Genomic DNA, 20,861 nt, shown 5'->3' with positions numbered 1-20,861 from the left:
AGCAACCCGATGTGCGGCGTGATGCAGAAAGCGAATAATCCTGGAATTATTCAACTTTCAGGTCAGATGGCCCAGCCACCGGCATAGAACGCGACCAGCGCGACAGCAATCACCACGGTGCCCACGTTCAGCTTGCGCCACTCACCGGCAAACAGGCGTCCAATCACCAGTGAAGCGAAGCCGAGCATGATGCCGGTGACGATGTTGCAGGTCAGCACGATGAACACGGCGGTCAGCAAGCCGGACATCGCATCAACGAAATCGTTGAAGTCGATTTTTGCCACGTTGCTCAGCATCAGTAAGCCAACGTACATCAGCGCCGGCGCGGTCGCGTAAGCCGGAACCAGATAGGCCAGCGGCGACATAAACAGGATCACCAGGAACAGCAAACCCACCACAATCGCCGTCAGACCGGTTTTACCACCCGCCGCCGTGCCCGCCGCCGATTCGATATAGACCGCAGCTGGCGAAGCGCCGACCAAGCCGGCAAACAGGCTGCTGACGGAATCGGTGGTTAACGCACGACCGCCGTTGATAATCTGCCCCTCTTTATCCAGCAGATTCGCCTGCCCCGCGACCGCGCGGATGGTGCCGGTGGCATCAAAGACCGCGGTCATCACCAGCGCCAGCACGCTTGGCAACACCACCGGTTGCAGCGCGCCCATGATATCGAGGCTAAACATCGCTGATTGCCCGTTAGCATCCTTCAGGCTCGGCATGGCAAACAGACCTTGATAGGTCACCGCCGGATCGAAAATCAGGCCGAGAATCGAGATGGCGATGATGGTCAGCAGAATGCCGCCCGGCACGCGGCGTTTTTCCAAACCAAAAATCGCCGCCAGTCCCACCAGCGACATGATCACCGGGAACGAAGCGAATTGACCCAACGCCACCGGCAAGCCCGGAGCCGGATTTTTCACCACTAAACCAATGCCGTCAGCGGCGATCAGCAGCAGGAACAAGCCGATACCTACGCCGGTGCCATGCGCCACGCCCATTGGTAAGTTGCGCAGTATCCATGCGCGGATGCCGGTGACCGAAATCAGCGTGAACAGCAAGCCCATCAGGAACACCGCACCAAGCGCCACCGGCACGCTAATGTGCTGGCCGAGCACCAGGCTGAACGCGGTGAAGGCGGTCAGCGAGATGGCGCAACCAATCGCCATCGGCAGATTGGCCCACAAACCCATGATGATCGATCCAAAACTGGCGACCAGACAGGTAGCGACGAACACCGCCGTTGGCGAGAAGCCCGCTTTGCCCAGCATGCCGGGCACCACGATGACGGAGTACACCATCGCCAGAAACGTTGTCAGACCCGCCAATATTTCCTGACGCACGCTGCTGCCGCGTGCAGAGATATTGAACCAGGCGTCCAGTTTTCCACTGGCCGGGCGCGATTCGCCAGACATAATTCTTCCTCAATTTTTTTGTGATGTGAGTCGCCGCGCGGCGCACGTTTGCCGTTCCCTGATGGCGGTTTTTCATAATGAAAATCCAGGCAAACGTTTACGTCGCCGCGTATTCCAGGCCGTAAAGGGGGACGCGGAAAAAAGGCAAACGATTATCTGGCGTTTGCCCTGGGGTTTTCAACTCTTAATCACGGGTATTGCAGGATAAATCCAGGCAACTCACCCCCCAGGGCCGCCAATTATGGCGGCCTGGCTGAACTCAGCGGCTTAACTCAATCGCGCCGCCCTGCTGGATCGCCCGCTGCCAGGCCGCGCGCTGCTGCATGGTTTCCAGCCAGCGGGCGGTGGCAGGCGTATCGCTCAGGGAACCACGCAGTTGCAGCGCCAGCAGCGGGAAGCTCATCTGCACATCGGCGATGCTAAAACGTGAACCGGCAAAAAACGCATGCTGCGTGAGATGCTCTTCAATTACCCGACCATGTAGAACCAGCTGTTTATTCAGCCAGGCTTTCTGAATCCCTTTGCTCAGGGCGATGCCGGCCGGGCGCAGCAGCCACGGCACCGGCTTTTTGCCAAACTGCGCAAACACCAGTTTCATTACCAGTAATGGCATCAGCGAACCTTCAGCGTAATGCAGCCAGTAACGCGCCTGAATCTGCTCATCTTCATGACTCAACGTCAGCTGATGCTCGCTGTCGTACTTCAGTTGCAGGTATTCGAGAATTGCGCCTGACTCGGCAATCACGCGATTGCCGTCGGTGATCACCGGAGATTTGCCCAGCGGATGCACTTTCTTTAGGGAATCGGGTGCCAGCAGGCTGTTTTCACGCTGATAGCGTTTGATTTGGTAAGGCACCGCAAGCTCTTCCAGAAGCCATAACACGCGATGCGAGCGGGAATTTTCCAGATGGTGAACGGTGATCATACGGTTTCCTTGCCGGTAAAAGTGTTCCGCCAAGTATAGTCGATCAGCGTTTTTGCTCGTCCTGTTCCGGATCGAGTAACACCGCGCCCGAACCTTGCTCGCCCAACCGGTCACCGGGATTGCGCAGCGGGCAATCACGCATCGATAAACAGCCGCAGCCAATGCAGCCATCGAGATCGTTACGCAAGCGCGTGAGGGTTTCGATACGTTTATCCAGCTCCTCGCGCCAGTGCTGCGTCAGCGCGTCCCACTCTTGTGTCGACATACGTTTATTAGCCGGCACGTGCGTCAGGCTGTCGCTCACCGTCGCCAGCGGAATGCCAATGCGTTGTGCAATTTTGATGATGGCAACGCGACGCAGCACGTCACGGCTGTAGCGACGTTGGTTGCCGCCGTTGCGCGAGCTACAGATCAATCCTTTGGTCTCATAGAAGTGTAGCGCCGACACCGCCACGCCGCTGCGCTTCGCCACTTCGCCCGGCGTCAAAACCGGCTTCGGGTAATTGCGTTCTTTTTTCATTTAGGGCCTTTACCTCAAGTTAACTTGAGGAATTATACTCGCACCCCAGCAAAACTTCGAATTTCTTACCAGGCAAAAAACATCAGAAGGATGAGGCTATGATGCAACAGGAAATCATTCATTCGCTGTCCAACTGGATCGATCAGAATCTGGATAAAGCGCTGTCAATTGATGAAGTCGCGGCAAAATCAGGTTACTCAAAATGGCATCTGCAGCGTATGTTCCGTGCCGTCACGAAACAAACGCTGGGTGGCTATATTCGCGAACGTCGTCTGACGCTGGCCGCTGAGGCGCTGCGTCAAACCCAGCGTCCGGTGTTCGATATCGCAATGCAATACGGTTATGACTCGCAGCAGACGTTCTCGCGCGTGTTCCGCCGTCAGTTCTCGCAAACGCCAACCGCTTATCGTCATACCATGCGTCGCCAGGCGATGATTCAGCGTCCGCGCTTGCTCAGTTTTGACTGTGCAGACAACAACATGACCAGTTTTGCCCAGCGTACCACCGGCGAGTGCTGCCCGGTTAGCTAACCCTTTCTGCGCGCCCCTTGCGGGCGCACCTCACTTTTCCTGCCTGTTTTTTCCTCAGTTCGATAAAAATCTTTCTACCTGACCCGGTATAAATTTTGTTCAAAATTTAAAATCGAGTGATATAATGTGAGCCAAGTCACACTTTTCTGTCTTCAGTTAGACGGCCAGAAGGACTTCCCTGACCTTCCTTCTTAGCCGCCAGTGATGTCGATTGAATGTCGGGGATATCACTGATTCTAAGAGGTTTTTGCAGATGGCCACCCTAACCACCAGTTTGATTGTAATGCGCTGGGAACTCCTGAGTGCGGTAATGATGTTTTTCGCCAGCACCATGAAAATTCGACTGCGTCAGAACAGTCACCACGTGATGGCGCTGCTGTGCGGTGGCATCGGCGTTGGCATGTCCTGCTGGTTTGTTACTGGCCTACTCGGTATCACGCTGAGCATGGAGAATCTGCATAACTTTATGGAAATCTCCAAAAACGCCTTTATCGAAGTGATGAGCCAGACGCCAACCGATTGGCCAATGCCTTAATCGCAGCCAATAAAAAACCCCGCCGAAGCGGGGTTTTTTATTTTGCTGTGTGATTCTAAATTTTCTTCAATACGGCCGGAATGGTCACTTCCGCCACCGTGATGCCCGGTATCTTCGTACCGCGGCGATCCTGAATCCACATATCACCCATCATTTGATTTAGCCCGCGATCCAGACCGGTCACCAAACCCGCGCCCGGCGTGAAGGTTAATTCGCCGAAGTAGATCTGCTCGTTATCGATGTACCAATCCACGCGCACATAATCGAAATCGCTCGCCAGCTTTTTACTCAACGCCAACGCGTGCTGCAACGAGGCCATTTGCGGCGTCACATCCAGGCCGGTATCACGAATTTTGTGATACGCCTCGTTGAGGTTGTTGACGTAGAAGTTCATCGACAATAGCGGATTGCAGCGGTTGTAGATCACCTGCAGCACATACTCAAAGCTGCCGTCGCGCTTGTTGAACATATGGAACTTGTAGTCAATCGGTGCCGATTTACCATCGCCAATGTACTGCTCCACCAGAATGCGTGGCTTGATGTAGCGATAGTGAATCTCGCGCGCTTCGTTGGCGAAATCGGTCTTCAGCCAGCGATGGCAATCGTTGATAATCTGCTGCTTCTTCAACGCATCCGGCTCTTCCAGCAGGATCTCCACCATGTTGGAGGCGTGATTCGGCTTGATAACGGTATTTTTCCAGCTCGGCAGCGTGTGCAATGAGCTGGGATCGCTGGTCTCGTAAACCAGCGGGATCAGGTATTCGCTACCCACTTTATCGGCGATATATTCACGCACCGAATATTTGTCCGACAGACGACCATAAATCTGATAATCGCCATGGATGAATTTGCGATACAGCACCTTCTCGTTAAACACTTTCGGCTCGCGCAGATTAGGCAATTTGCGGAACTTGTGAAAATAGTAGATACGATCCTGGTATGCCCAGGGCATCTTCTTGATGAAGTACTGAACGCTTCTTCTGAGTTCATCTTTCAACTTGAGCATATCTGACCTCATTTGTAGGTTTTGTAGTTGAGTGAGGAAACCTGGATTTTTTGGATGACGCCGTTTTTGAAGAAGTAATTCATTACGGTAAGAGACAGCAATTCTGAGATGAAAACGCTCCATGCAGCACCCATGATGCCGTAGCTCTGGATCAGCCACCACGACAGCGGCAAGCTGATGACCATCAGGCAAACGATTTTCTTCAACAGATAATTAAACCCGCCTTCTTTGACCATGTAGCGATACGCTACGGTCCCCATCGCCGAAAAGCAGGTTGCTAACGACAACAACGTAATGAGACTTCCTGACTGTGTGTACTCGTGACCATATAAAGCGATGATGATTTTTTCGCCGTACATCGCGATCACCGCTAACAACAACAATGAAACACCCATGACATAACCATTAAGCCGTGCTGTCAGCTTGATGGCGGTTTCTCCACGCTCACGGAAGATTTCCGAAAAGCAGGAAGTGATGATGGCGACCGGGATAAAAATCCAGGAGGCCGAAATGGTATTGGCGGCGGCGAACAAACCAAGATCGCGCGCTGAGGCGATGCCTGCCAGGAACATCTGTGCCGCTTTCACCTGCACCGAGATAAAGATGCTGGAGATGGCCAGCGGCAATCCGGCGTACAGCAAATAGCGCAGATAGGTGTTGCGCTTATCCTGCGGCGGCGCCACATCCTGATTTTCGCGATAAAAGTTAAAACGCTTAATGACGTACGGCACCAACGTGACGGCGACAATCGAAACGGTCAGCCATAGCGGATTGAGGTGCAGCCAGGCAATGGCGAAACTTAAGCTGAAGCCCAGCAGCAATCCGACAGAGTTGGCGATGGTATTCAGCCGCGACGCTAAGCGCGCATTGTTGTAGACACTGAAGGTGTCCTGCGTCACGAAAACCGAAGAGATAAACGAGGCCAGTGCAAAAGCGAGGAAGTTTTCCTGCATGTTGTACCAGACCCAAATCAAGACGGGCAGCGATGTAAGCAACAGTAAAACCATGCGCATGTTGCGCGCTACGGTCATCAGGCGCAGCCCTTTCGGTGCACTCTTACTGATACGTTTAAACAGAATGGTTTCCGTACCGAAAATCGCCACGGTCTGCACCATGGAAAACAGTGAGGTCGAAAACGCCATTTGGCCAAAGATGGTTGGACCAAAGGATTTTGCCACGTAGGAGGTCACAAATATGACGCCGAACACGGAGACGATCTTTTCAGACATCATCCAGGCGGCATTCGACATTACGCTCAATTTCATTGACTGATCCTTAGTATTACGAACTACAACAACTTTCGGTACAACGTCCTTGAAATGAATTAACAAGCGCTCAGTGGGCCTGACTTAATTTATTAACTTCAAACCAAACTGGTCCGAAAAATGAGACTCGCGTCAGCAATTAGGAATTATATTCAGGAAAATTCCGATTATATCCGGTGCGAAACTCGGTGGATGTAAACGATTTCAGCCTAAATTCTAAGCAAAAGTTTACTGGCATACCCTGACATTTCTGCAAGTGGTTTATGCCGATTTTCCAATGAATGTAGTATTTTTCTGCATTTGGGATGGAGAGAATTTATATCAAAAACCTAAAGCCAGGAAGGCGTTCAATGCCATTCGGAATAAAATAAGATTTATCCCATGATGATATTTCTTCTAAATATCTTAATTTAACCCTCGCAATTCAAATCGCGCACTTTAATACTGCATTAATAGTGTTTTTGCAGTGCCAGATATTAATACAGTAATTCTCATCCACTAATTGATAAGAAAGGTAATAGCATTTATGAGAAAGTCACGATATAGCGAAGAGCAAATCACAAATGCCATTAAAGCTTCTGAAACGGGAGTGAAAGTCAGGGAGATTTGTGAGGAGCTTGGCATTTCCGAGGCCACTTTCTATAGCTGGAAGAAGAAGTTTTCTGGGCTCTCTTCCGAAGAAGGTAGAAAAATCAAGGAGCTGGAAGATCAGCTACTTAACCTCACGCGTGAGCTGCAATCACTGAGTTCCGATAAAGAGATGCTGCAAAGCGTATTGAAAAACTTCTTCACCACCAATGAAAAGCGTCAGGCGGTTAACTTTCTGCAAACGACATTCGACATAGGTACCCGTCGTAGCTGCCGTTTACTGGATATTAGCCGTAGCGTTTATCATTATCCTGCAGGTACAGATAATCGCTAATACCATTAAGGCCGATGTTATTTGACCTAATGCTGAGATTTGTTCTTACCAGAAGATATGAAGATCATTTAATACGGCGTTCACAACATAACAATTCGCACCAATTTTTCCTGATGAATACCATCGCGGAATTGCTTCCTTTTTTGCGGTAAAATAGATTCACATCAGCAAAAGTCTCTCTATTCAAGCCATTCTAACGAAGTCCAATCTCATTTCGGTGAGATTGGCGCTTCGATTATTACTTTACCAACATTAATCATCAGTCCTGAATGCGGATAGTTCTGTTAAGCATTAATGAACAACCGCGTGTAACCGCTCACACACAACCTCTGTTTTCATCTGGATCTGTTCTGAGATCGATTCGTCAATCGTTTGACGCGCGTAGACCATAATTCCCTCTTCTGTTGCCAGGAATAATCCTGATAACAAAGGTTACCCGCCCTAAACAATAACGGCCAAAAAGCGGGAAATAAGTTAAATTCCTGCACCCTATTCATCGCTACGCTTAATGGTTTTTTGCCAAAGGTTAATGGAATCTTTCTTAACATCTCTCGATTCCCTTAAGCAAAAAGTGGTTTTCAAGTGCCAATCTTCAGTGCCAAATGGCAATAAACGGTAGGTTAGATGCATGTTTTTGCGCGTTAATGCGTCGGTTTTTTCCGCTTTAGGGCCTGCGATAGCCAGGAAGATTGGAGATTCGTGAAGGTTCAGTAAGCCTTAATACGGTTAAACACTCATACGCCGGATGAAACGGTATGACTTTTTATGACAAATCAGCGCTAAAAAGAGGGCTGCAATTAGCCAAAATGTTATATCGATGGCCAAGTGAGCGCCTGAATGGGCGAAGAGGCGCGTGAAAAGGGTTAGTCAAATTCTTAAAATACAGCGTAGTACGCTGCCGAAATGATTTTTCAGCAGCGCTGATTTTGATGACCTATACCGCAGTGATGTGCGGCTGGGGTTTAATACGCATCGCGTAGATCACGCCAATAATCAAACAACCAATGCCAAGCGCGGTTAGCAGCGGCGGCCAGCTTTGTCGCCACAGGAATGTCCACAGCAAACCGGCTAAGGTTTCGAACACAATCAGCGGCCCCATGATCACCGTCGGCACGCGTTGGCTGGCCGCATTCCAGCAGAGCGTGCCCAACCATGAGCAAATCAGCCCGATACCTAACATTAATAATAGAAAGCGTTGCGGCTGCGGCCCGAATGGCAGCGCAAATGCAGGTTGCTGCCAGTGAAGCTGCACGCAGACTAATAGATAGAACACTATTGCCAGCGGCAGCGTCACCAAACCTTGTGCCGTCGCCCAGCTGGATGGCTTGTGCTGGGGATGCGCGCGTAACCATAAACCATTACGCAGCGGATACCATGTCCAGCATGCCACCGCCAGAACCGCTAACCCTAAACCGGTGAGATAGCGCGACCAATCAAAATCGGGGCCTTGCGTCTGGAGTTCGGCGGCATTCACGCAAGCCAGGCCCACAGCAATAATCAGCAACGCTGGCGTCAATTTACGCCACGGCAAGCGCCCTTCAAGATGGCCATAACAGAGATTGGCCGTCACAGTAATCACCACCGGCAAGGTGCCGATAATCATGGTAGAAATGGGCGCGCCGGTGCGTTGAATCGCGCTGGCGAGAAACGCGTAATAGAGCAAATTGCCAATCAGCGACAGCTTCAGCGCTTCAATCCAGTCTTTGCGCGCCAGCTGACGCAAACGACGGCGATCCAGCCAGGCGAGCGGCAACACCACCAAACCAAAGGCAACGTAGCGTCCGGCCGATTGCAAGGTGCCGGGATAATCCGGTATTAACAACGGGCCCACAAAGATCAATCCCCACATCAGTCCCGCCGCCAGCGCAAACAGTATTCCAGCAAACATAAACTCTTCCTTTATATGCATTCCGCTGCAGTGTGACGCAGGTGGAGGCTAAAGGCTTGTAGCAGATTGCGGTTAGCGTGAAGGGAACACTTGTTTTTGATAGCGGCCCGGCGTGATGCCGTAGCGATGCGCGAAGGCGCGGGTGAGATGAGCCTGATCGGTAAGACCAACCGATGCCGCGACGGTTGCCGCACTGTCGCCGCGTGCCAGCTGCTGTTTTGCTGCGAACAGACGAAAAGCCATCAGCATTTGATGCGGCGTGACGTGGAAGTGTTGTTTAAAACTGCGCAGGAAATGCCACGGCGACAGTGATGCCAGCGCAGCAAGTTCTTCGAGGCGCACCGGTTCGGCGAGATTTTCACGCAAATAGTCTCTTACCGCATCAAAGCGATGTGCACCTTCGACAGGTCGCTGCTGTCCCTGACGCGCCAGCGGACGCATTAACTCCAGCAGTTCGAGCAAAATGCTTTCACGCTCCAGCGGGGTTTCCGCCTGCCACATCTGCGCCAGCAATTGAGAAAACGGCTGCGCCAGACGCGCATCGGTGCGCAGAGCGTCGGTGAACCACCAATGACGATCGCCGGTCAGACGATCCATCTCCTGCGGATCAATATAGATCATGCGATAACGCCAGCCTTCGTCGCAGGCAGATTCACCGGTGTGCAGCTCGTCAGGATTCATCATCACCAGCGAATGCTGCGGCGCGGTGTAACTGGCGCCGCGATAGCGAAAGCGCTGGGCGCCCGATTCGATAGTGCCGATGCCAAAGGCTTCATGGGTATGCGGTTCAAAAGCGTAGCGGGAGATGTGCGCCTGATACAGCTCGATGCCCGGCAGCTCAGCAAAATGCTGAAACTGCGCACGATCTTGCTCACAAGGAAAGATTTCAGGAACCACCTTCACGACACACCTCCGGGAAAAATCGCTTATAAGCATGCGCGGCAGTGGCGATAAATGCAAAGCGGATTTGCTTTACCTCGTTGCGAGTTCACCGGACACTGTCAAAACTTAACAGGAGATCAAAATGGCTAATCGTGTAGTTGTGGTAGTGGATATGCAAAACGGCGTGCTGGCATCGCCGCGTTTTGATCGTGCCGGACGCTGCGAGCGGATCAATCAGTTAACCGCTGCGGCCGATCAGGTGCTCTTCATCCAGCACGTTGGCCCAGGTTTAGAGGTCAATTCAGCAGGCTGGGCCATCGTGCCCGAGTTGCAGCAGCCGGCCAACGCCATCTTTGTCAATAAAACCGCCTGCGACAGTTTCTGGCAAACCGATCTCGCCGCTCAACTCGACCAACGCGGTATTAAAAGCTTCGTTATTTGCGGCTGCGCGACTGATTACTGTGTCGATACCACCATCAAAGTCGGCGCCAGCCTCGGCTATCACATCACCGTCGCCGCCGATGCGCATACCACCGCCGACCGCACCTATGTTTCCGCGCAGCAGCAAATCAATCAGCACAACGAAGTGTGGGCCGATTTGATTATGCCGGGCAACCCGGTGCTGGTACGTGAGACGGAAGCGTTATTGCGGGAATGGCGACCGCATTAAGGCTGCACCTTGTTTGGCTTGAGATAAAAAAAATGCCACTCCTCGCGGAATGGCATTTCTGGATTCGATAACGTCCGGCCTGAGATAGCTCAGGCGGATTATCAGAACGGAATATCGTCGTCAAAATCCATTGGCGGTTCGTTGTTAGCAGGCGCGCTCTGCTGCTGTGGACGCTGCTGCGCACCGCCGCTGAACTGGTTGCCACCGCCCTGCGGCTGCTGTTGTGGCTGCTGTGGCTGGCCCCAACCATTGTTATTGCCGCCGCCCTGGCCGCCTGCCGGTGCGCCACCTGCGTTCGCGCCCTGCTGACGTCCGCCCAGCATCTGCATGGTGCCGCCAACGTTAACCACCACTTCAGTGGTGTATTTATCCTGGCCGGCCTGATCGGTCCATTTGCGGGTACGCAGCTGACCTTCGATGTAAACCTGAGAACCTTTACGCAGGTATTCGCCAGCCACTTCCGCCAGCTTGCCGAACAGCACAACGCGGTGCCATTCCGTGATCTCTTTGTTTTCACCGGTTGTCTTATCGCGCCAGCTTTCTGACGTGGCCAGCGTAATGTTGGCTACCGCGCCACCATTTGGCATGTAGCGCACTTCCGGATCCTGACCCAGATTCCCGACTAGAATCACTTTGTTTACGCCACGACTGGCCATGTTGCTGTCTCCCGATGAGTTGATGCTAAAAGTCTAAGCGAAAAATTGTATCACGTCACATTGGCGTGTGCCCACTTTAGAGCGGGATTCCAAAATTTATCGGCGGACAGAATAGCAAAAACACTGGATATTTATTCAGTTTATTTTTTGTGCCATAATGGACCGTTTCTGCTGGTCGTGCTGGCAAGGCATGGCGAGTGTTGTTCAATCCGGGAAAGGTGAATGGATAAGATCGAAGTCCGCGGTGCTCGCACCCATAATTTGAAGAACATCAACCTGATCATCCCTCGCGATAAGCTCATTGTGGTCACCGGTCTGTCAGGTTCCGGTAAGTCTTCGCTGGCGTTTGATACGCTGTATGCGGAAGGCCAGCGTCGCTATGTCGAGTCGCTTTCGGCCTATGCGCGCCAGTTTCTTTCATTAATGGAGAAACCGGACGTTGACCATATTGAAGGTCTTTCGCCCGCCATCTCCATTGAGCAGAAATCGACTTCGCATAACCCGCGTTCCACTGTCGGCACCATTACCGAAATTCACGACTACCTGCGCCTGCTGTTCGCGCGCGTGGGTGAACCGCGCTGTCCGGATCATGACGTTCCACTGGCGGCGCAAACCGTGAGTCAGATGGTCGATCAGGTGCTGTCGCAGGAAGAAGGCCGTCGTCTGATGCTGCTGGCACCGGTGGTGAAAGATCGCAAAGGCGAACACACCAAAACGCTGGAAAACCTCGCCGCGCAGGGCTATATCCGTGCGCGTATCGATGGTGAAGTGTGCGATCTGTCGGATCCACCGAAGCTGGAGTTGCAGAAGAAGCACACTATCGAAGTGGTGATTGACCGCTTCCGCGTGCGCGAGGATCTGGCAACGCGTCTGGCCGAATCCTTTGAGACCACGCTGGAACTGAGCGGTGGCACGGCGATCGTCGCCGATATGGACGATACCAGCGCCGAAGAGATGCTGTTCTCGGCCAACTTTGCCTGCCCAATCTGTGGCTACAGCATGCGTGAACTCGAACCGCGCCTGTTCTCGTTCAACAACCCGGCTGGCGCCTGCCCGACCTGCGATGGCCTGGGCGTGCAGCAATATTTCGATCCCGATAGAGTGGTGCAGAACCCCGAGCTGTCGCTGGCCGGAGGCGCCATCCGCGGCTGGGATCGCCGTAACTTCTACTACTTCCAGATGCTGCGCTCGCTGGCAGAGCATCTGCAATTCGATGTTGAAGCTCCGTTTAACAGTCTGAGCGACAAAGCGCGCGAAGTGATTCTGTACGGTTCCGGCAAAGAGAATATCGAATTCAAATACATCAACGATCGCGGTGACACCTCAGTGCGCCGCCATCCGTTTGAAGGCGTGCTGCACAACATGGAGCGCCGTTATAAAGAGACGGAATCCAACGCGGTGCGCGAAGAGCTGGCGAAATTTATCAGCAACCGTGCCTGCGCCAGCTGTGAAGGTACGCGTCTGCGTCGTGAAGCGCGCCATGTATTTGTTGAAGACACCAACCTGCCGACCATCTCAGAAATGAGCATCGGTCATGCGATGGATTTCTTCGCCAACATGAAGCTGAGCGGCCAGCGTGCGCAGATTGCGGAAAAAATCCTGAAGGAGATTGGCGATCGCCTGAGCTTCCTGGTGAACGTCGGCCTGAATTACCTGTCGATGTCACGCTCGGCGGAAACGCTCTCCGGCGGTGAAGCGCAGCGTATTCGTCTGGCCAGCCAGATTGGTGCCGGTTTGGTCGGCGTGATGTACGTGCTGGATGAACCCTCAATCGGCCTTCATCAGCGCGACAACGAACGCCTGCTTGGCACGCTGATTCACCTGCGCGATCTCGGTAACACGGTGATTGTGGTGGAGCACGACGAGGATGCGATTCGTGCCGCTGACCATGTGATCGATATCGGCCCAGGCGCGGGCGTGCACGGTGGTCAGGTGGTTGCCGAAGGTGATGTGCACGCGATCATGGCGAATGAAAATTCCCTGACCGGCCAGTTCCTTAGCGGCAAACGTGAGATTGCGATCCCTCAAGAGCGCGTTAAAGGCGATCCAGCCAAAGTGCTGAAACTCACCGGTGCGCGCGGTAACAACCTCAAAGATGTCACGCTGACGATTCCGGTTGGCTTATTTACCTGCATCACCGGCGTGTCCGGATCGGGTAAATCGACGCTGATCAACGATACGCTGTTCCCGATTGCGCAGCGCCAGCTCAACGGCGCGACCACCATCGAAGCCGCGCCTTATCGTGAGATCGCCGGTCTGGAACATTTCGATAAAGTGATCGATATCGATCAGAGCCCGATCGGTCGCACACCGCGTTCGAATCCCGCGACCTACACCGGCATTTTCACTCCGGTGCGCGAACTGTTCGCCGGCGTGCCGGAAGCGCGTTCACGCGGCTACAATCCGGGGCGCTTCAGCTTCAACGTGCGCGGCGGACGCTGCGAAGCCTGTCAGGGTGACGGCGTGATCAAGGTAGAGATGCACTTTCTGCCCGACATCTACGTGCCGTGCGACCAGTGCAAAGGCAAGCGCTATAACCGCGAAACGCTGGAGATTAAATACAAAGGCAAGAGCATCCACGAAGTGCTGGATATGACCATCGAAGAAGCCCGCGAATTTTTTGATGCGGTGCCGGCGCTGGCGCGTAAGCTGCAAACGCTGGTCGATGTCGGCCTGTCGTATATCCGTCTGGGCCAGTCAGCTACCACGCTTTCTGGTGGTGAAGCGCAGCGCGTCAAGCTGGCGCGTGAGCTGTCAAAACGCGGCACCGGCCAGACGCTCTATATCCTCGATGAGCCGACCACCGGCCTGCACTTTGCGGATATTCAGCAGTTACTGGAAGTGCTGCATCAGCTGCGCGATCAGGGCAACACCATCGTGGTGATTGAGCACAACCTCGACGTGGTGAAAACCGCAGACTGGATTGTCGATCTCGGCCCGGAAGGCGGCAGCGGCGGCGGTGAAATCCTGGTGTCCGGCACGCCAGAAACGGTGGCGGAGTGTGAAAAATCACACACGGCGCGTTTCCTTAAGCCAATGTTGAAGAAGTAAATTTCTCTCAGGCCCGCCATTGCGGGCCTGTTTTTTCTGTCGGATTCCGCAACGAAATGCAGGAACAGGCAAGAATCAGACAACTTCAGGCATATACGCATTACCCCCTGCTGACTATCCTTACAACGTTCCTTTTGGCGTCCCTTACGCCCTTTATCCCTTCAGTACGCTGAACGGGATCCCGCATAGAAATCACGACACATCCTACTGGAGACACCATGAATATTACGCATGCCTATGCCGCACAGGACGCGAAAGCAAAACTCGCCCCGTTCGATTTTAAGCCACGCGAACTGCGCGCTCATGATGTGCAGATTGAAGTGTTGTACTGCGGCGTCTGCCACTCGGACCTGCATACCGCGCGCAACGAATGGCGCAACACCATTTTTCCTGTGGTGCCTGGCCATGAGATTGTCGGTCGCGTGACGGCCGTTGGCGCTCACACCCACAACTACAAAGTGGGCGATTTGGTCGGCGTTGGCTGTATGGTTGATTCCTGCCGCAGCTGTCCAAGCTGTCAGGAAGGGCTGGAGCAGTATTGCGAGAATGGCTTCGTTGGTACTTACAACGGTGAAGACCGTGAAACCAAAGCCATCACCTACGGCGGTTACTCCACCAGCATGGTAGTAGATGAAAGCTTCGTGCTGCGCGTACCAGAAAATCTCGATCTGGCGGGCGTTGCGCCATTGCTGTGTGCCGGTATCACCACTTACTCACCGCTGCGCCACTGGAATGTCGGTCCGGGTAAAAAAGTCGGTATCGTCGGTTTGGGCGGCCTTGGTCACATGGGCGTGAAGCTAGCTCATGCGATGGGCGCGCATGTGGTGCTGTTCACCACGTCACCGTCAAAAATTGAAGATGGTAAACGTCTGGGCGCTGATGAAGTGGTGATCTCGAAAGATGCCGATCAAATGGCCGCGCACACCAACAGCTTCGACTTCATCCTGAACACCGTTGCAGCGCAGCACGATCTCAACCCGTTCATCGCCCTGCTGAAGCGTGATGGCAACATGACGCTGGTCGGCGCGCCGGAGCACGATCACCCGGCACCGCAGGTCTTCAACCTGATCTTCAAACGTCGCAGCATCGCCGGTTCACTGATTGGCGGCATCGCGGAAACCCAGGAAATGCTGGATTTCTGCGGCAAGCACGGTATCACTTCAGATATCGAACTGATCGCGATGAATCAAATCAACGAAGCCTACGAGCGTATGCTGAAAAGCGACGTGAAATACCGCTTCGTGATTGATATCAATACTCTGCGCGAGGAATCTGCGGCTTAATTTGCCTCAGTGTTCATCATGGTTGACGCCCGCCGCGCGCGTGGCGTCAGCCTGTTGCCAGGAAGCATCCACCAGATAATAAATCTGCGAATCTTTTAGCGAACCATCCAGCCACAGCGTGCTCCAGTGCGACTTATTTAAATGTTCGCTGGGAAACACATCGTTGTGCTCCTCACGTAACAATTCCGCCAGCGCAGGCGTGGCTTTCAGCGACAAGGCCGGACGCCCTTTTACCTCATAAAGCATGGCAAACAGCACACCTTCACTTTTAATCTGCGTCGCCTGCCAGCACTCTTTAAAGCTTTGCTCCGCGCCCGGCTTGCTCATGCAGTACGTCAGTAAATCCGAAGTATTCATCTTTTATTCCCCTTGTAAGGTTGCCACGATACGCCGCGCACCGCCCTGCACCCGATGTTCACCCAACCAGATTCCCTGCCACGTACCTAACATCAGGCGACCGCGGTTAACCGGAATCAGCAGCGAAACGCCGAGCAGTGACGATTTGATGTGTGCCGGCATGTCGTCAGCCCCTTCGTAATCGTGCTGATAAGGCGCACTTTCCGGAACATGGCGTAAGAAATGCTGCTCCATATCGCTGCGCACGGTGGGATCGCAATTCTCATTGAGCGTTAACGACGCCGATGTGTGTTGCAGCAGCAGATGCAGTTGGCCGACGCGCACATCGGATAAGCCATGAAGCTGGCCGACAATCTCGTCGGTGATCAGATGAAAGCCGCGCGCTTTGGCGCCAAGCGTAAGCGTTTGTTGATGCCACATGCCAGAATCCTAAAAGTAATTACACCGTTTAAGTGTGCAGCATGTCGGCGAAAGGTAAACCCTGAAGAGAGGAAAAAACGGCAGAGCGTGAACTCTGCCGACTGAAGGTTAGTCGCTCAGCTTAGCGGCCATGGTTTTGATGCTGCCCACATCGTCTTTAGTGATCGCAGCCAGACGTTCGCCGTACTCTTTATCAGCCTTGTAGAAGTACGACAACATAATGGCGCGGCTTTGCACATCCACACCTTTTAGCGCGCCGCCCAGAGAATTGATCAGATCGGTTTTCTCTTTGTCATTGAAGGAACGATACAGATCGCCCGCCTGCTTAAAGTTCTGCGTTTTGGCAATCATCGCCTGCTGCGTGGTGCCGCTCAGCGGGCTGTGGCTGTATCGGGCGCTCTGCAGCTCTTCGCGTGGATAGACACGGCTTGGCTGATAGTTGACGCCATGATCGTCAGCCTTGCTGCTGTTCATTGCGCCGTCCTGATTACCGTTGCTCACCGGCACGCGCGGCGCGTTGACCGGCAACGTCAGGCCATTGGCGCCCAAACGGTGCATCTGGGTATCGGCGTAAGAGAACAAACGACCTTGCAGCAAGCGATCTTCCGATGGCTCAATGCCCGGAACCAGATTCGATGGCGCCATCGCCACCTGCTCGGTTTCCTGGAAGAAATTATCCACGTTGCGGTTCAATTCCATCTGGCCGACTTTCACTTCTGCGATACCCGGCCAGATTTTAGTGGCGTCCAGCGGGTTGAAGTCGAACTTATCCAGATCGCTGGCTTTGATGGTTTGAATATAGAGATCCCATTTCGGGAAGTCTTTGTTGTTGATCGACGCCACTAAATCTTCTGTCATATGGCTGAAAGTGCTGCTCTGAATAGCCGCCACTTCGCCCGGATCGAGATTTTTCTCGCCCTGCAGGGTTTTCCAGTGGAATTTCACGTAGTGCACTTCGCCTTTGGCGTTGACGAACTTATAGGCGTGCACGCTGTTGCCATCCATCTGGCGATAGTTTGCTGGCGTCCCCATGTTGGAGAACAGCATGGTCAGGCCATGCGTGGCTTCCGGTACGTGAGAGAAGAAATCAAAGGTGCGCGCGTCGTTGCCAAGGTTGGTACGTGGATCTGGCTTAAACGCATGCACCATGTCCGGGAATTTAATTGCGTCGCGGATAAAGAACACCGGCAGGTTGTTACCCACTAAATCCCAGTTGCCCTGGCTGGTGTAAAACTTGGTGGCAAAACCGCGTGGATCGCGCAGCGTTTCCGGTGAATGTTTGCTGTGCACCACGGATGAGAAGCGCACAAATACTGGCGTCACGCTGCCTGGTTTAAAGACTTCGGCAATGGTTAAGTCGCTGATGTCTTTGCTGGCGCGGAACTCGCCGTGCGCGCCGGTACCGCGTGCATGTACCACGCGCTCTGGAATGCGTTCTCGGTCAAAGCGTTGCAGCTTTTGGATCAGCTGCACATCTTGCAGTAACACTGCGCCATTTTCGCCTGCGGTTTGTGAGTTCTGGTTATCGCCGACGGGTGCGCCGTTATCACGCGTTAAAGCGGTGCTGTAAACCGGAAGGGAAAAGGCTAAGGCTAATACACAAGCGAGGGGTTTGACTGCAAAAGAGTAAGCGGTCCGGGTCATAAGCGTGCTTCCTTGTGAGTTTAAATATGCGACTACATTGCCGCTCTCGCGCCGTTTCAGGCTGGAGGATATTTACACTCATGGGGAGAAGCGCTAACGAGACCAGTCCGGTTTATAGTTAAAAAAAGTTATAAATAAAAAACCGCCAAACCATGTTGGCGGTTTTTTGTGGCGCGCCGTCGCAGTGAAGTTACATCACCGCAGCAAACGCCTCAGCAACCTGGTTGACGTTACGGCTGTTCAGGCCGGCAACGCACATGCGGCCGCTGGCGATCAGATACACGCCAAACTCATCACGCAGACGGTCAACCTGCTGCGCGCTCAAGCCGGTATAGCTGAACATGCCACGCTGTTTCAGCAGGTAATCAAAGTTTTGTCCCGGCAGTTTGGTACTCAATACTTCAACCAATGCCTGACGCATGTCGATGATGCGCAGACGCATCGCTTCGACTTCTGCCAGCCAGTTGTTGAGCAGCGCTTCGTCGTTCAGCACGCAGGAAACCACCTGCGCACCGAAGTTTGGCGGGCTGGAGTAATTGCGGCGCACGGTGGCTTTCAGCTGGCCCAGCACACGAGCGGACTCTTCCGCGCTATCGCAGACAATAGACAGGCCGCCAACGCGCTCGCCGTATAGCGAGAAAATCTTGGAGAACGAGTTGCTGACCAGCGCAGGCAGACCCGCTGCCGCAATCGCGCGAATCGCATAAGCATCCGCTTCCATGCCCGCGCCAAAGCCCTGATAAGCGATATCGAGGAACGGAATCAGCTCCTGCGCTTTCAGTACTTCGGTGGTTTCATCCCACTGTGCGTTGGTGAGATCGGCGCCGGTTGGGTTATGGCAGCACGGGTGCAGCAGCACGATGGATTGCTTCGGCAAGGTTTTCAGTTTGGCGATGAACGCATCAAACTTCACGCCGTTGGTTTCCGCGTCATACCACGGATAGGTATTCACCTCGAAACCGGCACCGTTGAAGATTGCGACGTGGTTTTCCCACGTCGGATCGCTCACCCACACGTTGGACGCCGGGAAGTAACGCTTGAGGAAATCAGCACCGACTTTCAGCGCGCCTGAGCCGCCCAACGTCTGGATGGACGCAATGCGGCCCGCTTGCAGCATCGGATGTTGTTTACCGAACAGCAGCGGTGCAATGGCGTTACGGTAAGCGTTCAGACCTTCCATCGGCAGATACAGCGACGCCTGATGCGGCTGCGCCTGCAGGCGCTCTTCTGCTGCGGCAACCGCCTGCAGCTGAGGAATGATGCCCGCTTCGTTGTAATAGAGACCAATGCTCAGGTTTACTTTGTTATCGCGCGGATCTTGTTTGAAGGTTTCCATCAACGACAGAATCGGATCGCCGGCATAGGCATCAACGTTTTGAAACACGGTGCAGATCTCCATGATTGGTCATAAATAAGAGGTAAAGATGCGTCATCAAACCATGTAACGGCCGGGACGATGATTCATTGCGATGATGAGATTGAGGATCACCGCGCCCGCGATTGAAGCAAACAGCATCGGTAACGACACCACAAACAGCGACGCTAATACCACGCAGGTATCGACCGCCATTTGCAGTTTTCCGGCACGCAGACCGATGCGGTCCTGCAGCCAGAGCGCCAAAATATTAATACCGCCGAGGCTGGCTTTGTGACGGAACAACACTATAAACCCAATGCCCATCACCACGTTACCGAACAGTGTCGCATAAAACGGATTTAGCGCAGAAAAATGCACAAACAGTGGATGCAGATGGGTGAACAGCGACACCAGGCCAACCGCGCAGAAGGTTTTCAGGGTAAATTCCCAGCCCATGCGCCGCACGGCTAGCCAGTAAAATGGCAGGTTGATCAGGAAGAAGGCGCTACCAAAGGAGAGCGGTGACAAATAGCTGATTAAGAAGGCAATACCGGCAGAACTGCCGGTGAGTGCACCCGCCTGTTTCAGCATAATGACGCCGAAAGAGACCATTAGCGTGCCGAGGACTATCGCCAGCGCATCTTCAATCAGCGAATGCGGAACTTTAGTGGGTTGAACAACGTTATCCATGGGTTAATCTCATTGCAAATGATGCGGTTCAAATGCAAAAAACGCACCACATCGGCGGCGTATGCTCGCCGCCGATGGGTGCCAGTGATTATCCAATTGATAACTAAGGCGCTTTATTGCAGGTTTTTGTGCATCAGTTGAGACATAAACCATCAACCCATGCACAAATCTGTTTTCTGGTGCGCGTTTTTTGCATTATTAAGGCAATAATTGCACCAGATTAGCACGTCACGCACTTTTTTGGCGCGTTTTGTGCTGTGGGATGATCATTAAACCGTTCTCTTTCAAACGGCTCAATACCACGGAGGTTTTCACGTGCGCCACGCTTTGATGGCCAGCCACTAGCTGGCTGATCAGCGCGCTCAGTGAAGCCAGATCGGCTACCGCCACTTTCAGCAGATAATCGGCATCGCCGGTGGTTTTGAACGCATCAACAATCGCGGCTTCTTCTTCCACCATGCGATGGAAACTCTCTTCATAATCCGGCGTATGGTTTTTCAATCGCACTTCAATCAATCCCACCATGCCAAGGCCCACCGCGTCGGGCGAGAGGCGTGCGTGATAGCCGAGAATGAGATTGGCCTGCTCAAGATTGATGCGGCGGCGTGAACATTGCGACGCCGAAAGTCCGACTAAATCACTGAGTTCCTGGTTGGTGAGGCGTCCGTTAGATTGTAATAATGTCAATATCTTAAGGTCGTGATCGTCTACCTGAGTCATTCTGTTTCCACAGCGTAATAAGGGGCGCTTTGCTACAGATAACCTGATTAAAGCCGGGGTTGTCCAACACTATTTTCTGATGACGTGAAATGCATGCACAAAACGTGCATGCATCCGGAATGAAAGGG

Annotated in this window: 20 protein-coding genes; 6 read left to right on the top strand and 14 right to left on the bottom strand. The window is 53.3% G+C overall.

Annotated features, from left to right (window positions below):
* Window positions 1-62 precede the first annotated feature (62 nt).
* The 3 genes from ACYAC5_RS01840 to soxR form a co-directional block, all read right to left on the bottom strand.
* On the bottom strand, window positions 63-1,412 hold the full coding sequence (locus ACYAC5_RS01840) for an NCS2 family permease (RefSeq protein ID WP_462062313.1): 1,350 nt from the start codon (window positions 1,410-1,412) through the stop codon (window positions 63-65).
* Window positions 1,413-1,671: 259 nt separating this feature from the next.
* Complete coding sequence (locus ACYAC5_RS01835; RefSeq protein ID WP_462062312.1) at window positions 1,672-2,337, bottom strand: glutathione S-transferase family protein; 666 nt, start codon at window positions 2,335-2,337, stop codon at window positions 1,672-1,674.
* A gap of 43 nt (window positions 2,338-2,380) precedes the next feature.
* Complete coding sequence (soxR, locus tag ACYAC5_RS01830) at window positions 2,381-2,857, bottom strand: redox-sensitive transcriptional activator SoxR (RefSeq protein ID WP_101763050.1); 477 nt, start codon at window positions 2,855-2,857, stop codon at window positions 2,381-2,383.
* 98 nt (window positions 2,858-2,955) lie between these two features.
* On the opposite strand from soxR, the gene soxS reads away from it, so the two are divergent.
* On the top strand, window positions 2,956-3,387 hold the full coding sequence (gene soxS / locus ACYAC5_RS01825) for a superoxide response transcriptional regulator SoxS (protein WP_036649992.1): 432 nt from the start codon (window positions 2,956-2,958) through the stop codon (window positions 3,385-3,387).
* Between the two features lie 253 nt (window positions 3,388-3,640).
* Entirely contained in the window at window positions 3,641-3,922 is a 282-nt protein-coding gene (locus ACYAC5_RS01820; protein WP_008109973.1) for a YjcB family protein, read from the top strand.
* Between the two features lie 55 nt (window positions 3,923-3,977).
* Here the strand turns inward: ACYAC5_RS01820 and ACYAC5_RS01815 are convergent, their stop codons facing one another.
* Together ACYAC5_RS01815 and ACYAC5_RS01810 are read right to left on the bottom strand one after the other, a co-directional pair.
* Window positions 3,978-4,928: an ATP-grasp fold amidoligase family protein gene (locus tag ACYAC5_RS01815; protein WP_312462904.1), complete on the bottom strand. Its 951-nt coding sequence runs from the start codon at window positions 4,926-4,928 to the stop codon at window positions 3,978-3,980.
* An 8-nt stretch (window positions 4,929-4,936) separates the two neighbouring features.
* On the bottom strand, window positions 4,937-6,193 hold the full coding sequence (locus ACYAC5_RS01810; RefSeq protein ID WP_101763052.1) for an oligosaccharide flippase family protein: 1,257 nt from the start codon (window positions 6,191-6,193) through the stop codon (window positions 4,937-4,939).
* Between the two features lie 526 nt (window positions 6,194-6,719).
* Between ACYAC5_RS01810 and ACYAC5_RS01805 the strand changes: the two genes are divergently transcribed.
* The gene (locus ACYAC5_RS01805; protein WP_008109970.1) at window positions 6,720-7,115 is read left to right on the top strand and encodes an IS3 family transposase; all 396 of its coding nucleotides are present in this window, start codon (window positions 6,720-6,722) and stop codon (window positions 7,113-7,115) included.
* Between the two features lie 934 nt (window positions 7,116-8,049).
* Here the strand turns inward: ACYAC5_RS01805 and ACYAC5_RS01800 are convergent.
* Together ACYAC5_RS01800 and ACYAC5_RS01795 are read right to left on the bottom strand one after the other, a co-directional pair.
* On the bottom strand, window positions 8,050-9,003 hold the full coding sequence (locus tag ACYAC5_RS01800) for a DMT family transporter (protein WP_137384971.1): 954 nt from the start codon (window positions 9,001-9,003) through the stop codon (window positions 8,050-8,052).
* A 72-nt stretch (window positions 9,004-9,075) separates the two neighbouring features.
* Complete coding sequence (locus ACYAC5_RS01795) at window positions 9,076-9,906, bottom strand: AraC family transcriptional regulator (RefSeq protein WP_101763054.1); 831 nt, start codon at window positions 9,904-9,906, stop codon at window positions 9,076-9,078.
* Between the two features lie 121 nt (window positions 9,907-10,027).
* Between ACYAC5_RS01795 and ACYAC5_RS01790 the strand changes: the two genes are divergently transcribed.
* A complete protein-coding gene (locus tag ACYAC5_RS01790; RefSeq protein WP_309836262.1) occupies window positions 10,028-10,555 on the top strand; it encodes an isochorismatase family protein in 528 nt (175 codons plus the stop codon).
* A 101-nt stretch (window positions 10,556-10,656) separates the two neighbouring features.
* Here ACYAC5_RS01790 and ssb1 read toward each other — a convergent pair whose 3' ends face one another.
* Window positions 10,657-11,211: a single-stranded DNA-binding protein SSB1 gene (gene ssb1, locus ACYAC5_RS01785; protein ID WP_192236001.1), complete on the bottom strand. Its 555-nt coding sequence runs from the start codon at window positions 11,209-11,211 to the stop codon at window positions 10,657-10,659.
* 222 nt (window positions 11,212-11,433) lie between these two features.
* On the opposite strand from ssb1, the gene uvrA reads away from it, so the two are divergent.
* Window positions 11,434-14,262: an excinuclease ABC subunit UvrA gene (gene uvrA / locus ACYAC5_RS01780; protein WP_101763058.1), complete on the top strand. Its 2,829-nt coding sequence runs from the start codon at window positions 11,434-11,436 to the stop codon at window positions 14,260-14,262.
* Between the two features lie 218 nt (window positions 14,263-14,480).
* Window positions 14,481-15,545, top strand: coding sequence for an NAD(P)-dependent alcohol dehydrogenase (locus ACYAC5_RS01775; RefSeq protein WP_008109962.1), 1,065 nt, complete (start codon window positions 14,481-14,483; stop codon window positions 15,543-15,545).
* Between the two features lie 6 nt (window positions 15,546-15,551).
* Here the strand turns inward: ACYAC5_RS01775 and ACYAC5_RS01770 are convergent, their stop codons facing one another.
* From ACYAC5_RS01770 to ACYAC5_RS01745, 6 genes are all read right to left on the bottom strand, one after another.
* On the bottom strand, window positions 15,552-15,902 hold the full coding sequence (locus ACYAC5_RS01770) for an MmcQ/YjbR family DNA-binding protein (protein ID WP_101763060.1): 351 nt from the start codon (window positions 15,900-15,902) through the stop codon (window positions 15,552-15,554).
* Between the two features lie 3 nt (window positions 15,903-15,905).
* Entirely contained in the window at window positions 15,906-16,322 is a 417-nt protein-coding gene (locus ACYAC5_RS01765) for a secondary thiamine-phosphate synthase enzyme YjbQ (protein WP_061718371.1), read from the bottom strand.
* A 108-nt stretch (window positions 16,323-16,430) separates the two neighbouring features.
* Complete coding sequence (locus tag ACYAC5_RS01760; protein ID WP_462062307.1) at window positions 16,431-17,966, bottom strand: catalase; 1,536 nt, start codon at window positions 17,964-17,966, stop codon at window positions 16,431-16,433.
* A gap of 190 nt (window positions 17,967-18,156) precedes the next feature.
* Complete coding sequence (locus ACYAC5_RS01755; RefSeq protein WP_101763128.1) at window positions 18,157-19,350, bottom strand: amino acid aminotransferase; 1,194 nt, start codon at window positions 19,348-19,350, stop codon at window positions 18,157-18,159.
* 48 nt (window positions 19,351-19,398) lie between these two features.
* Window positions 19,399-20,013: a YitT family protein gene (locus ACYAC5_RS01750; RefSeq protein ID WP_008109953.1), complete on the bottom strand. Its 615-nt coding sequence runs from the start codon at window positions 20,011-20,013 to the stop codon at window positions 19,399-19,401.
* A gap of 228 nt (window positions 20,014-20,241) precedes the next feature.
* Window positions 20,242-20,733, bottom strand: a complete 492-nt coding sequence (locus ACYAC5_RS01745; RefSeq protein WP_097095220.1) for an Lrp/AsnC family transcriptional regulator — start codon at window positions 20,731-20,733, stop codon at window positions 20,242-20,244.
* Window positions 20,734-20,861: the final 128 nt, after the last annotated feature.

The sequence above is a fragment of the Pantoea sp. y20 genome, assembly GCF_054903455.1.
Note: the sequence above shows the minus strand (reverse complement) of the source record. Positions and strands in the feature narration are given on the sequence as shown.